The organism is Membranihabitans maritimus (genome assembly GCF_021729145.1).
GTDB lineage: Bacteria > Bacteroidota > Bacteroidia > Chitinophagales > Saprospiraceae > Membranihabitans > Membranihabitans maritimus.
The window spans coordinates 169,492-183,973 of record NZ_JAJSLW010000007.1; the positions used below are offsets into that span (position 1 = coordinate 169,492).

Genomic DNA, 14,482 nt, shown 5'->3' on the forward strand with positions numbered 1-14,482 from the left:
GAAACAGGTTTAAGTCTCAGGACTGGTATTTTCATACCGCGAAAGCCAATAAATAAGAATTAAACCAATTATAAAACACAATATAGCAGGTAGTACATAAGGCTTATCAATGCTTTCATTAAATGGTGATATGTTCAATTCTTGAATAATTTTAATATGATCCCCCTCAAAAGAAGTCCCGGGATCAATTTCAATAATTTTGCCGTCCTCTGTCTGACCCAAAATCGGTAACTTCCAGGGCCAGATCTTATTTAAAGACCCCAAAATAAAACCTGTCAATACCGCATAAGTTTGATTCCGATATCGCTTAAAAGTCCAACTCAAGACCCTTGAAAACAAAGCTAATCCCACAATCGCTCCCAGCCCAAAAACAGCAATTTTAATTATTGAAGTAACTTCTAACCCCGTCAAAATTGACTTTACATTACCCAATACCAAAGTATACATTCCCATTATTAGAAGCATAAAACTGCCTGAAATTCCCGGTAAAATCAATGCACTGATCGCAATCATTCCTGAAACTCCATACGCCCAGAAAGCATCCGTTCCCTGCACAGGCGATTGTACGGTAATGAAATAAGCAATAGCCGTACCCGATAAAAGTAAAACAATAGTAAACCAATTCCACTTTTGTATTTTGTTGGCAATAAATACTGCAGAAGCTAAAATCAATCCAAAAAACAATGACCACACTAAAACAGGATAATTTTCAATACAATAAGTCATTGCAAAAACACCTGTAATAAGTCCTCCCGCCATCCCGACAACCAGGGTAGATAAAAACACTCCATCAATTTTGTAAAAAAATGATTTGAACTGGCCCTGAACCAGCATCCCAATTGCTTTCCCATCAACATTCTTTATGGCATTTATCAGTCTTTCGTATATACCCGCCACAAAGGCTATCGTACCTCCGGATACGCCCGGGACAACTTCAGCTAGCCCCATAACAGCTCCTACAATAACCTGGAATTTACTTTTCAATATAGTTGCTTATTTAGTTTCCCAAATATATTCAAATAATGCGGAAAAGAAATAGTAGGCCTATCAAGTCTGAAAAATCAAAAATTTAAATATTATAACGTTGTAAATGCCTAATATTAATGGTCCCGTCCCAGGAATTTACCGTTTTTCATAACATTTTCCATATTATTCAATATAGAACTATCTTTCAAAGGAAGACCTGTTTCCATACCCCACAATTCGGGTTCGCCTGCATCTAACCAAGCAGAGTACCATATTGATCCAACGGCTTTAATTGAGGCTTTCCATCTATCTTCGACCATCCCTCCCATAGCCTCTCTATAGGCTTTTGCAAATTCAGGACATTGGGTTCTTACAAACTGACTCCCCCTGTCCTCAAAACAAAAATGGTCCATCTCATCTATTTGCGCACGTGCTGTTATTTCCGCATTCAAAACTTTATCTACAAGTTTATGACTCGACAATATTATTTCCCAGATAAAATCTACCTTATTACCAATATATTCCGCTTTGCCCACCCAATGGGTAAATTCTCCTTCTGCAAACAATTCGGGTATTCTCGTTTCCCAAAATGCATGAATGCCTTCCTGTCCGGTAGCTTGTCCATTGTAATTACTGGTTGTATGTAAAGGGACATGTGCATCACTGATATAATGCCCCAATTCAGCACATTTTTGAAGAACTTCTGAAACGGATCCTCCCTTCATTTCTTTGACAAGCTGATGATATCCGGATAAAAAATAATACGGTAGAATCCCGCTTTCAAGTAAGTTATCTTCAAAAATCAATTCCTCAAATGTATATTCTTCTGTTATAAAATCGGAAATAGAAAATTGATCATGGTAATAATGTTCTAAAAAATCAAGTGCTATTCCTACCGAATCCAGGGATAAATTATAAGAATCATGCATGAGATGCAATTGCCCCGAATGAAATCCACAAAGTTCAACTGCGTGCACCTCCTCCCCTTGTTTTATACTCCAATTCCCCGTCATGGCCCGATCGAGAAAATAATTTCGTTGGAGAACACAACTATCTTCTTTCATCCAGCTATCTAGATCAATATAATGTCTCCATCCTTCATATGTATTGGCATATCTTCTTTTATCCGGATCAATTGCGTGTTCAGAAATATAATCAATATGCTCTTTAAATAACTGATTCAGAGGAGGAGGTACTGTGAAAATTGCGTAATAATTTATTTTCCTGTGAGCATAGAAACCCCACTCCATTTTCAAATGTAGAAACAAGAAAACGGTGAAAAAAACCAAAAAACAACACCTATATTTCGCTTTCACTTACTCCTGAAGGTACGAAATGTTCGTACCCTACGAAAATCTTCTGCATTAAAAGGTGCTGGGTTAGAAATAATTTTCCATCACCTCTTAGTGTATAATACCGTTCAATTTGCTTTTTAACAGCACCCGGATCCTCGTAATCTACCCAGGCTTTGGGATAAAATTCCAATCGAATTTCTTCACCATCAATATTGCGAATATACATGCGACAAAAGGGAATACTTTTGTGAATTTTCGCCCTATTATCTTCGGGAAGGACTGCCTCACTGTATAAATTTTTAAGTCTCCTTTGCAATTCGAGGAGCAAGTATTTATTAAATGTATGGAATTCTCTTTTTGTACCGCCCAGCTTTGATATTTCCGGATTATTTCTATTGTTTTTACGTATACGAAAAGATTGATCCTGCCGAGAGGGATATTCTATCTCCAAAACCGAAATTTCATTAAGATCCGGTATCAGTTCCCTTGATTCCCAATCATTTTTTGACATGATATATCGGGTCCGAAGTCCTCCTTCAAACCCAGGAATATTTACTATTACAGGTATATCAGAGCCCTCACGAATCATAAAAGTACCACGTTCATCCGGTGTGACTCCGCCGACATAAAAAGAAATTATAGATTCTTTATTTCCATCCAATACATCTACTTTCACACTTTGCGTACTAAGATCTTTAACTACATTATCCAGAGCTGGTTTGGGAACGAGTGAAGATACCCGTTGACGATTGAGTGTCATCAATAAATTATCAATGGCATCTTTTCTAATATAGCTTCCATCTTCATTTATCCAAATTCCTCTCTTTCTTGAAAATTCAAAAGAAGGACTATCACGGTTTATTATCCGAATATGCTGAACATTTGAAGTATCGGAAACATGCAATACTAATTCCTTACGGATATCTTCTCCGTCATATTGCATAACATATACACCTCCAGCCAACATTAATAAAACAATAATCGAAATCAAATACTTCATATTATCTTCCGTATTTCCACTTTCTGAAATAAATCCACAGTAAAGTAACCATTAAAAATAATACAATCGGACCACCAATATTGAATATCTGGTAATAAATTCCCGACTGTCTTATCTTCTGCTGATCCAGCAGTCGCAACTGTATCTCTCGATTTCGCAATGATAATACCGACTCCATACCCGTCATATATTCTATTGCATTGATTAAAAAAGTCCTGTTAGCAAAAGTAAATTGTTCGTAACGATCATATCCCAAAGCTCTCGGCTCCCGGGTCTGAGGGTTTATTTCATTTCTCGCAATATCGCCATCCGAAACAACCATAATTTTAGTCTCCTCTGAATTCTGCTTAAAAGATTGCTCCAATTGCTCTAACCCGGCTTTCATCTGCGGGGTAACACGATTTTTGTACAATGATCCAAATACTCCCTCCAACATAACGGCTAGTGGCAAATTAGAATGATTAAAAGCTGACACATCGGGTTGGTACTGGACAATATTCAAGTCAATTTCCACCGGGTTAAATTGGTAACGACTGTATCTCCCAGAAACAATTAAAGGAGTTTTCCGTACCCCCTTTCCTGATTCCAAAGTATCAATAGATGAGGCATAGGTTAGACGGATTCTATCCAACCCTTTGGTTATCGTGGATTCAGAACTGGGTATTGCTGCCAGGTAATAGTACCACGGGAAAAGATTAAATTGGCTTTCTCCACCCATTTGCCCCACCTGCAAGGGGATTCTTGTATTATCTTCCAGGCTTAGCACCAGGTTGGTCTGTATCCGAACACCGTAATTAAAAAGCAAATCATCTAAATTGAGATTTCGATCCGTAGCGACAAATTTTCCGACAGTTCTCAAACTGTCTTCGTTAACCCTCATTTTATCTAAGAGGAAAACTACTTTCCCTCCGTTCATTATATACTGATCGAGAATAAATTTATCCCGATCTGAAAACGGACCTTGGGGTTTTGCCAATACAACAATATCAACCACCTCAGGAATATGGACCATCGAATCCAATTCTACTCTCGATGTATTATAATAGGCCCTTAAACTGCGTTCCAAATCTGCTGTCTCCAAAGGATTAAGCTCTCCATGTCCCGAGGTAAAAACTACATTTTTTTTCCGGCTCTGAAACAACCTCAATAATCCACTAGTAAATTTATACTCAAGCAATGAAAGGGATTCATTAATTACCCGGTCATTGGGGACTCCTGCTCTATCTGCTTCCAGGAGGTTAATATACACTTTCTTTGATCCGTATTTTAATGAAGCATAAGGGTAAATCAATTTTTCAACAGATTCTCCGGTAATATTAAGCCTTACTGGGGTCAAACCATCTTGTTGGAATTCCTGCCTTTGGCTATTTACTTCTTCCGGAGACCCTACTGAGGGATTTTCATATCGTATAATAAGGTTGGGATTTTCGCGGGAATACCTAGTCAATAGATCGCGAGTGCCCTGTTCTAATTTTTTGAAAACAGCAGGAAAATCTCCAGTTAAATACACTTCAAGTATCATTCGGTCGTCAATTGACGCCAATATATTTTCTGTCGATGGCGATAATGTAAACCTTTTGTCTTCCGTTAGATCCCATCGAACATCAAGGTATGATATGATGCCATTCAAGGCAATTAAGAATGCAATCATACCCAAAAAGTAAACCACAACATTTTTCTTCAAACCACTCTTCATCTTTTCAGTCTTTCTATATTCAAGAAGGATCCAAACAAAAAAACCGTTACTATAGAAAAGAAATAGACGATACTATGTAACCCTACCAATCCTTTGCCCAATTCAGCATAATGAAAATCCAAACCCATCCACTGTACCCAATAATCCCACTTTCCATACAAAACGGGTAAACTGCTAATTAAATACAAGCCCCAATACAAAAGGAAACATAACAAAATAGATACTAATACGGAAGAAATGGAATTTTTAAGCAATGAAGAAGAAAAAATACTCACACTGGTAAATACCGAACATAATAAGAATAGTCCAATGTAACTTCCAATCACACCACCCATATCAAGATTTCCAACCGGGTTTCCCAACCAGTAGACAGAAAGTACATACATAATCGAGGGAAATAAAGCAATTGAAATGATAATAATACCGCTCAGAAACTTAGATAACACAATTTGCAGTGAAGTAATCGGCCTCGTAAGTAATAGGTCCAGGGTTCCGGTATCTAATTCTTCAGCAATCGCATCGCGATTTAAGGCTGGAATTAGAAATAACAAAATCATTGGCGCCACCGTAAAAAAAGAATTCATACTACTATAATACCCATCCAGGATACTGTAATCCGGAAAGACCCAAAGAATAAGCCCCATCAAAACATAAAATACCAATAAACTACTTACAGAAACCAGATTTCCGAAAAATTGATTGATATCTTTTATAAGAATTGCTGTCACCTCTATATCATTCTTTAGTTAATTCTTTAAATACCGATGCCATAGTGGATTCTTCAACTTTACTTTCCAGTAACGGTGCATTATTAACAACGGTCCAGTCGTATAAATTTCTTCGAATATCAACATTGGGAACCGCTTCAATTTTCCAGGTATTACCAGCTATACAAGTTGCATTTTTAATACCTTCTATCCGCCGCAGAAGTTTTCCATCTATTTTGACATCGAAAGTAGCCCAAATTATTTGACTATTAACACTTTTGGCTTTAAGCACATCCAACCTGTCAATTACCTTAAGCTCACCATCACTTATGATCAAAACTTTATCGCAGGTCTTTTCAACCTCTGATAAGATATGAGAACTATAAATAACTGTTTTTGTTTTGGCTAAATTCCGGATCAGTTCACTAATGTCTGCCAATTGATTGGGGTCGAGTCCTGACACGGGTTCATCTAACAATAAAATTTCCGGATCATGCAAAATAGCAACGGCCACCCCCACACGTTGTTTATACCCTTTTGAAAGATTTCCAACTTTCTTTTTTTGCTCCTTATTAAGCCCTACCATTTCAATAACATCCTCAATTCTATTTTTACTATTTGGAATATGGTGGAGTCGAGCGTAAAATCCCAGTATTTCCTTAACATACAAATCGTAATAAAGCGGATTAGACTCCGGTAGATAACCTATCATTTGTTTTGCTTCAACAGGATTTTGCCAGATATCAATTCCATCGTAAAGGATATTTCCACTATCCGGTATCAAATGACCTGCTATCATTCGCAATGAAGTCGTTTTACCTGCCCCGTTCGGACCGAGAAAACCCAATATTTCTCCATTAATTGCGCTAAATGTCAAGTTTTGCACAGCCGTTTGCGTCCCAAAAGACTTGGAAATATTTTGTACCTGGATGCCCATTGTAACTATTTAATTAACATACATTTACAATGTATTAAGTTCTTCAACCAATTCTTCAATTTCCCATGCATTTTCAACCGAATATTCGCCAATGGCTGTTCGACGCAATGAAGATAAATAGGCACCACCATTTAGAAGTTTGCCAAAATCGTCTGCCATAGCTCTAATATAAGTACCTTTACTGCATCGGATCTTAAATTCTACTTCCGGGAAAGTAACAGAATTAATAGTAAATTCTTCAACAAAAACCTTCCTTGATTTTATTTTAACATCCTCTCCCTTTCTCGCTAATTTATACATTCTCTGGCCATCCACCTTAACGGCTGAAAATATTGGCACCTTCTGGTCTATTTCTCCCGTTAATTTGGCAGCCGCATTTTGCATCATTTCCTCGGTAATATGATCTGTACTGAAATATTCGTTTATCGGAGTTTCTTTATCAAAACTAGGCCTTGTTGCTCCCAGAAAGATCGTCCCGGTATATTCTTTTGGAAGATCCTGGAATTGATTTATTTGTTTTGTCATTTTCCCGGTACAAATAATAAGTAAACCACTGGCCAAAGGGTCTAAAGTACCGGCATGACCTACCTTGTATTTTTTTTGATTGAGAACCCGTTTGCAAGCATTTCGCAGTTTGGCAACTACATCAAATGATGTCCATTCCAGAGGTTTGTCAATTAAAAAGACCTTTCCCTGTTCTTTGAGCAATTCTTTGGATATATCCATCCACAAATATTTAATAAATAAAGTAGGCCAACATGGCTATGATGCCTACAATCGAACAATAAATTGAAAAATAATACAGTTTGCTTCTTTTCACAAGGGCTATCATCCATTGACAAGCGAAAATACCTGTAAAAAACGCGGCTAGAAAACCCAATCCCAATGATACCCAGGAAGTATTCTGTAATACAACCTCCGCATCTAACAGATCTTTACCGATCTTTCCAAAAATTAATGGGACTACCATTAAAAAGGAAAACCGAGCAGCTTTCTCTCTGTCAATTCCCAGTAAAACACTTGTTGATATCGTAGCACCTGACCTGGATATACCCGGCAAAATGGCTATCGCCTGCGCTATTCCAATCAAAAAACCTTTTCCAATGGTTACATTCCGCGTGGTATCTTTCGCCTTGTCGGCAATAAGAAGTAAGAGTGCTGTAGCAAAAAGGCAAATTCCAACTAACAAAAGATTACCCGTAAACATGGCATCTATATAATCTTCGAAATATATACCTACAACTGCTGCTGGTATCATGCTTATTACAGTTGCAAGAACAAACTTTTGGGAACTTTTTTTTCTAAGTGTTTGAAATATTTGCAAAATATCCTTGTGAAACACAACAATAGTCGCAAGAGCAGTTGCAAAATGCAAAATAACGGTAGTCATTAAGCTTTCTTCAGCAACGGAATTATCACCCATCAAAACTTTGAACAATTCTAAATGTCCGCTACTACTGACAGGCAAAAACTCGGTAAGTCCCTGAATAATACCAAGGATAATTTTCTGCAAAATATCACTCATTCAAAAGCAGCAATTACTTTTTGAAAATCGCAACTACCTGCAATATTAATCCCCCAAGGATTAGAATTGGAGCAAGTGTTACTCTGGAGAAAGAGTAAATAATATTGGGATCCCAAGTCTCGTCATCAGGCATATGACCACCATTCATAATAAACATTCCCAAAATAATAAGTAATACCCCTATTCCTGAATAGATATATTGATTGCGCGAAAAAATGAAGTCTTCATAATGTGTAAACGTATTTTGTTTGACCTTGCTGTCAAACGACTTGACAGGTGCTTTCCTGCCTGAGCTTTTTTTCCGCTTAATGACTTTTTTCTTAGGTTGGGCTGCCATATATATTTTTTACTAAGGTAGAATTATTAATTGGTTGTCAAAGATAATTATTCTTTATTAGTAAGCGAAATTTACTCGTCCGGAGCGACCACCCTTAAAACAAATCACTCATATTTTTCCTCAAATATTTATTGACTACAAAAGTGGTACTTATTCCCTGTATCAATAATCCGAGTAATAAAACGCCACCAATAATTAATAACGTACTCTCAAAATTAAAGATTGTATCAATAGAAGGATAATATGTATATACAGTGTATCCGAGCACCATGAGGAGTATTACAGCCACTATTCCACTTATCAAACCGTATATAAGGCTTTTAGTTACAAAAGGACGCAATATAAATGACCATCTTGCGCCTACCAACTCCATGGTTTTCACCAAAAATCGATTGGAGTACAGAGAAAGTTTTATCGTATTGTGAATTAAAAATATAGCTATCAATAAAATCAAAAAGCCCAAAACTGTCAATCCCAGGTTAACCAGATTCATGTTTTTTATGGCACTGTCGAAAAGCTGGTCCTGAAAATAGACATTGTCAATATGACTACTCATCCCCCGGATGTCTGCCTTTATTGCATCTACCTTTTCCTTGTCCACATAATCTGCCTTCAGGTTCATTACGACCATGTCGCTAAGAGGATTTGGAAACTGGTCGTCTAAAAAATCCTCTCCAAACTCCGCCTGAATATCTGCGAATCCTTCTTCCTTGGTTATTAAATCTACAGATCCCTCTTTAATGCCCTCTATCTCATTTATTTTAGCCGTTATGGATTCCGCCGTTTTGCGCTCAATATCCCGATCAAGTTCTACCGTTAAATTGACATTTTCCTTTAAATACTCAATTAATTCCCTGGAGTGAAGCCATGATAATGCCAATAAACCTGCCAAGAAAAGAAGTAAGGTTACACTGACATTGGACAAGAGAAAGTTTGGTTTGGGTCTATATTTATTTTTGCGTTCCATAGTAACTAAACAACTTTTTTAAGTTATTGATTTGACAAATATAACAAATTAAAATAAATATTAATACATTCATATTAAATTGCATTTTGTTCATGCTGGGGAAGGGAAGGATTTTATTGAAACCGAATGTTATTGTAGGGGTTAATGGAAGAATTCTTCAAACAAAATCAAGAGCAGAAACCTACCCGATGAATAGTTTTGATTCAGTGTAATTGTTTCATTATTACTCCTTCCACCAATTAAATTAGCTAGGTGTATCTGTTACCAATGAGGTATCTGCCATAATAAGTTGTAAGAAATAATTTTGCGTATCCGGTCCTGCCTACACATTTCAATTCTCCTCAACATCTTTTACCAGTCCTTCGGTCTTCCTCAATAGTTCTTCCATCTCCTGCAGGAATTCACGGTTTCCATCGCTGGTGGAATCTTCAGGATCAAGATTTTTCCACTTTTCTTCCAAATTAGATTTTTCTTGCTCCAATTTATCAAGTGCTTCACGGGATTGAATATCAGTCGATTCTATTTTTGCTTTTATTTTTTCAAAAGTATTACTAATATTATTGAATAGTTCATCGTACTTACCTTCCTGAAATTTATCCCTTTCACTTTTCAACAACCCTCCAATACTTTTACCCAAATCCTTTACCTTTTCGACAATTTCCTGGGACTCTTCCTTTTCATTAGAAGTTCCGAAAAAATAATTATACCCCACGATGACAATAACAATGATCAGGGCCAGCTTTATTAATGATCTCATAATTATATATTTAGACTCTAAGGGATAAACACAAAATTTATTCTAAAAATTCAAAGATATTCTATCTCAAACAAATGAATAGCCATATTTTTGTCAATTTATTCGATAATCGGTATCAAAAACACTGCGAAATTCAATGACGAAACTTGATCTTAATACAATAGAACAAAAGTGGAAGAAATATTGGGAAGACAATAATACTTACAAAGTAAGTAATGAATCCGACCGCCCCAAATACTACGTCCTGGACATGTTTCCTTATCCATCGGGAGCCGGATTGCACGTAGGCCATCCATTAGGGTATATTGCTTCCGATATCTATGCCCGCCAAAAAAGGATGGAAGGTTATAATGTACTGCATCCCATAGGATTTGATTCTTTTGGCTTACCTGCAGAACAATATGCCTTACAGACAGGAATTCATCCGTCGGAAAGTACTCAACAAAACATGAAACGTTACAGGGAGCAACTTTCAAACCTTGGTTTTTCATTTGATTGGTCCAGACAAGTAGCGACCAGTGATCCGAAGTATTACAAATGGACCCAGTGGATTTTTACACTATTATTCTCCCATTACTATGATGTAGAGGCACGCAGGGCTTTACCAATTGAGCGATTAACCGAACATTTCGAAAAAAGCGGAAGCATGGACAATCCTGCTTTCACAAGTACTCCATTACCATTTACCAGTCAGGAATGGAATACATGGTCGGATAAAGAAAAATCCGATGTACTGATGAATTACAGGCTTGCTTATCAAAAAACCGGTTATGTGAATTGGTGTGAGGAGCTGGGTACTGTGTTGGCCAATGACCAAATTAAAGATGGGGTTTCGGAAAGAGGCGGTTATCCGGTAATTAAGAAAGCTATGAATCAATGGTACTTGCGAACAACAGCCTATGCAGAAAGAATGCTTCAAGAGCTGGAAGATATAGATTGGCCGGATCCTTTAAAAACAATGCAAAGAAATTGGATCGGGAAATCGACGGGTGCCACCGTATTTTTTGACATTGCGGAAAGCAAGGAGCAATTAGAAGTATATACTACGAGACCAGATACTATCTTTGGAGTAACATTTATGGTAATTGCTCCTGAACATCCTTTGGTTTCAGCCATAACTACAGACACACAAAAAGACGAAATCAGAACATATATCGATTATGTAAATAGTCGTTCAGATGTAGAAAGAATGGCCGAGAAGAAGGTTTCTGGTGCTTTTACCGGGAGCTATTGTATACATCCTTTTACCAAAACAAAAATCCCAATATTCATAAGTGAATATGTATTGATAGACTATGGTTCCGGTGCGATAATGGCAGTACCCAGCGATGATGAAAGGGACCAGTCCTTTGCAGAAAAATTTAATATCCCCATAATTGATGTTGTTGATAAATCCAATTACCCAGGTGCTACCCTTGATGACAAAGTGGGAATAATTATAAATTCAGAATTCCTTAATGGAATGGAAGTTCCGGAAGCCATAAAAAAAGCCACTCAAAAAATAGAAGAAAACGGCCTTGGCAAAATGCAAATTAACTATAAATTGCGAGATGCCAATTTTAGCAGACAAAGGTATTGGGGCGAACCTTTTCCTATTGAATTTGATGTAAAAGGTATACCTTATGCCCTGTCCAAAGAAGATTTACCCCTTACACTACCCGATACGGATAACTTCAAACCTGCTGGGGACGGACAATCTCCTCTTGCAAGGATATCGGATTGGGTACACCCCCAGGAAGGGATTACAAGAGAAACCGATACTATGCCGGCTGTCGCCGGATCCAGTTGGTACTATCTACGATATATGGACCCAGAAAACGATGAGGAGTTTGCCAGCCAGGACTCTATTGAATATTGGAAAAATGTAGATTTATATGTCGGTGGTGCTGAGCATGCTGTCGCCCACCTGATGTATGCCCGCTTCTGGCATAAATTCTTATTCGATACCGGCTATGTAAATACCACAGAGCCTTTTAAAAAGTTGATAAATCAGGGTAAAATTCAAGGAATCATCGAATCTATTTATCTCAAAAAAGGCAGTCAAAACCCGAGAGAATTTTACTCCGCAGATCTCGTCCGACCTAATGAAGAAAATTTGTATGCACGTATACCAGTTCTTATTGATTTTGTTTCGGATTACGGTCAGGAAGGTAGCCATTTGACGGCAAATGGATTAAAAGAGTATACCAATTGGGCACCAGATTATAAAGACGCGCAATTTCATACATCATTGGGTATTTTTCAAGGAGGTGAAATAACCGGCGAAGAAGAATCTCAATTCAAATTCCAAACCGTTTCCGAACAGGGAAAAATGTCAAAATCCAAATACAATGTCATTAATCCAGATGACATAGTCCGGCAATATGGTGCCGATTGTTTTCGGATGTACGAAATGTTTCTGGGCCCAATCGAACAAGACAAGCCCTGGGATACCAAAGGAATAGAGGGTGTATTTAAATTTATACGAAAACTGTGGACCCTATTTCTTGACGACAATGAGCAGTTGGATATCAGCTCCGAAGAACCTTCTAAAGTAGAATTGAAAATACTGCATACTGCCATTAAAAAAGTAAGAGAAGACTCTGCACGATTTTCATTCAACACCTGTATAAGTGCCATGATGGTCTGTGTTAATGATCTAAAAAAACTCAATTGTAATAAATCTGAAATACTAAATCCACTGGTTCGGTTGATAGCTCCCTTTGCACCGTTTTTATCTGAGGAATTGTGGAATTTACTCGGTAACCAACCCAGTGTTCACCATCAGGAAATTCCGGTATTTGACCAAAAATACCTGGTAGATGACGAAATTGAATATCCACTGTGCATCAACGGGAAAAAAAGAGCTTCAGCTACATTTCCTGCAGATTTGGACAAAGATGCATTGGAAAAAGCTGCACGTGAAAATGAAGAAATAACCAATTGGATAGGGGATAAAAATATAATTAAAGTCATTGTAGTCCCCAAACGCATGATAAATTTTGTAGTAAAGTAAGCGATCATCAATTTTGAAGCAATGAAACATCTTATTTATATTTTCCTTATGGGAATCACCTTTGGGGGTTGCAGTAGAAATACCCAAAAATCAATGGTAGATTTTACGGCTAAAGCTGAAAAGATAGCTAAGGATATAATTATTACAGATGGCCATATAGACTTACCTTACAGACTCAGGGTAAAGAACTTTCAGTTATCTAGAGAATACCTTGGCATCCCTATTCAAACAAATGAAGGGGACTTCGATTATGTAAGAGCAAAGGAAGGTGGATTAGATGCCCCCTTTATGAGTATTTACATACCTGCAAAATATCAAACTGAGGGTGGCGCAGATAAGCTAGCAGATTCTCTGATAAATATGGTTCATGGCATTATCAATGCTCATCCGGACAAATTTGCGAAAGGCCATTCTCCGGAGGATATCGAAAATAATACTAAAAGTGGATTGATTTCCCTTCCGATGGGGATGGAAAATGGAGCTCCTATAGCTATGGATCTAGATAAAATCAATTACTACTTTGATAAAGGGATCCGTTACATAACACTCACACATTCCAAAAACAACCAAATTTGTGATTCTTCATATGACCTGGACCGAAAATGGAATGGCTTAAGCCCATTTGGATACCAGGTAGTGGAAAGAATGAATAGTGTAGGTATGTTAATTGATGTATCCCATATTTCTGATAGTGCCTTTTACCAGGTCATGCGAACTACAAAGACACCCGTTATTGCTTCCCACTCCTCTTGCCGAATCTTTACGCCTGAATTTGAAAGGAATATGAGTGATGATATGATTCGTACTATGAAAGAAAAGAACAGTGTTATTCAGATAAATTTTGGATCTACATTTATTGATTCAGAAATAACAATGGCCAGAGAAAAATACCGAAATGACTGGTTGGAATACCTGGAGGGACAAGGTGTCGATACCAATAGCCCTGAGGCCAGAAAATTAGAAGAGGATTTCAAAGACAATTACGCACCTGCCCTTTACTCTACCGTTCAGAAGGTTGCAGACCACATTGACCATGTAGTGAAGATAGCAGGTATTGATTACGTCGGATTAGGTTCTGATTTTGACGGAGTCGGGGATTCACTTCCCACTGGTCTGAAAGATGTATCACAATATCCCAATTTAATCGCTGAATTACTCCTGCGGGGGTACAGCAAAAATGATATTGAAAAGATATGTTATAAAAACGTTTGGAGAGTTTGGAAATCCGTTCTCAACTACAAAACCATTTAAAATCAAAACCCACTTATTTTGCTTCTCTATACCTTTTGATACAGGTTCA

General features: G+C 37.4%; 13 protein-coding genes. 2 read left to right on the top strand and 11 right to left on the bottom strand.

Annotated features, from left to right (window positions below):
- Positions 1–9: 9 nt before the first annotated feature.
- The 11 genes from LVD47_RS10255 to LVD47_RS10305 all read right to left on the bottom strand — a co-directional run bounded on the left by LVD47_RS10255 (position 10) and on the right by LVD47_RS10305 (position 10,187).
- On the bottom strand, positions 10–984 hold the full coding sequence (locus LVD47_RS10255) for a DUF368 domain-containing protein (RefSeq protein ID WP_236975735.1): 975 nt from the start codon (positions 982–984) through the stop codon (positions 10–12).
- 116 nt (positions 985–1,100) lie between these two features.
- The gene (locus tag LVD47_RS10260) at positions 1,101–2,216 is read right to left on the bottom strand and encodes a zinc dependent phospholipase C family protein (protein WP_236975736.1); all 1,116 of its coding nucleotides are present in this window, start codon (positions 2,214–2,216) and stop codon (positions 1,101–1,103) included.
- 49 nt (positions 2,217–2,265) lie between these two features.
- The gene (locus tag LVD47_RS10265; protein WP_236975737.1) at positions 2,266–3,261 is read right to left on the bottom strand and encodes a DUF4340 domain-containing protein; all 996 of its coding nucleotides are present in this window, start codon (positions 3,259–3,261) and stop codon (positions 2,266–2,268) included.
- A 1-nt stretch (position 3,262) separates the two neighbouring features.
- Positions 3,263–4,957, bottom strand: coding sequence for a gliding motility-associated ABC transporter substrate-binding protein GldG (gene gldG / locus LVD47_RS10270; RefSeq protein ID WP_236975738.1), 1,695 nt, complete (start codon positions 4,955–4,957; stop codon positions 3,263–3,265).
- Positions 4,954–5,685, bottom strand: a complete 732-nt coding sequence (locus LVD47_RS10275; protein ID WP_236975740.1) for an ABC transporter permease subunit — start codon at positions 5,683–5,685, stop codon at positions 4,954–4,956. Before LVD47_RS10275 ends, gldG begins: the two co-directional genes overlap by 4 nt.
- Positions 5,686–5,692: 7 nt before the next feature.
- A complete protein-coding gene (locus tag LVD47_RS10280; RefSeq protein ID WP_236975742.1) occupies positions 5,693–6,601 on the bottom strand; it encodes an ATP-binding cassette domain-containing protein in 909 nt (302 codons plus the stop codon).
- A gap of 24 nt (positions 6,602–6,625) precedes the next feature.
- Complete coding sequence (truB, locus tag LVD47_RS10285) at positions 6,626–7,327, bottom strand: tRNA pseudouridine(55) synthase TruB (RefSeq protein ID WP_236975744.1); 702 nt, start codon at positions 7,325–7,327, stop codon at positions 6,626–6,628.
- A 10-nt stretch (positions 7,328–7,337) separates the two neighbouring features.
- Entirely contained in the window at positions 7,338–8,126 is a 789-nt protein-coding gene (locus LVD47_RS10290) for an undecaprenyl-diphosphate phosphatase (protein ID WP_236975746.1), read from the bottom strand.
- A 13-nt stretch (positions 8,127–8,139) separates the two neighbouring features.
- The gene (locus LVD47_RS10295; protein ID WP_236975748.1) at positions 8,140–8,463 is read right to left on the bottom strand and encodes a DUF3098 domain-containing protein; all 324 of its coding nucleotides are present in this window, start codon (positions 8,461–8,463) and stop codon (positions 8,140–8,142) included.
- A 94-nt stretch (positions 8,464–8,557) separates the two neighbouring features.
- Positions 8,558–9,430: a cell division protein FtsX gene (locus LVD47_RS10300; protein ID WP_236975750.1), complete on the bottom strand. Its 873-nt coding sequence runs from the start codon at positions 9,428–9,430 to the stop codon at positions 8,558–8,560.
- A 331-nt stretch (positions 9,431–9,761) separates the two neighbouring features.
- Positions 9,762–10,187 (bottom strand): hypothetical protein, encoded by a 426-nt coding sequence (locus tag LVD47_RS10305; RefSeq protein WP_236975751.1) that lies wholly within the window; start codon positions 10,185–10,187, stop codon positions 9,762–9,764.
- A gap of 136 nt (positions 10,188–10,323) precedes the next feature.
- Between LVD47_RS10305 and leuS the strand changes: the two genes are divergently transcribed.
- Complete coding sequence (gene leuS, locus LVD47_RS10310; RefSeq protein WP_236975753.1) at positions 10,324–13,182, top strand: leucine--tRNA ligase; 2,859 nt, start codon at positions 10,324–10,326, stop codon at positions 13,180–13,182.
- Positions 13,183–13,203: 21 nt separating this feature from the next.
- On the top strand, positions 13,204–14,433 hold the full coding sequence (locus LVD47_RS10315; protein WP_236975754.1) for a dipeptidase: 1,230 nt from the start codon (positions 13,204–13,206) through the stop codon (positions 14,431–14,433).
- Positions 14,434–14,482 lie beyond the last annotated feature (49 nt).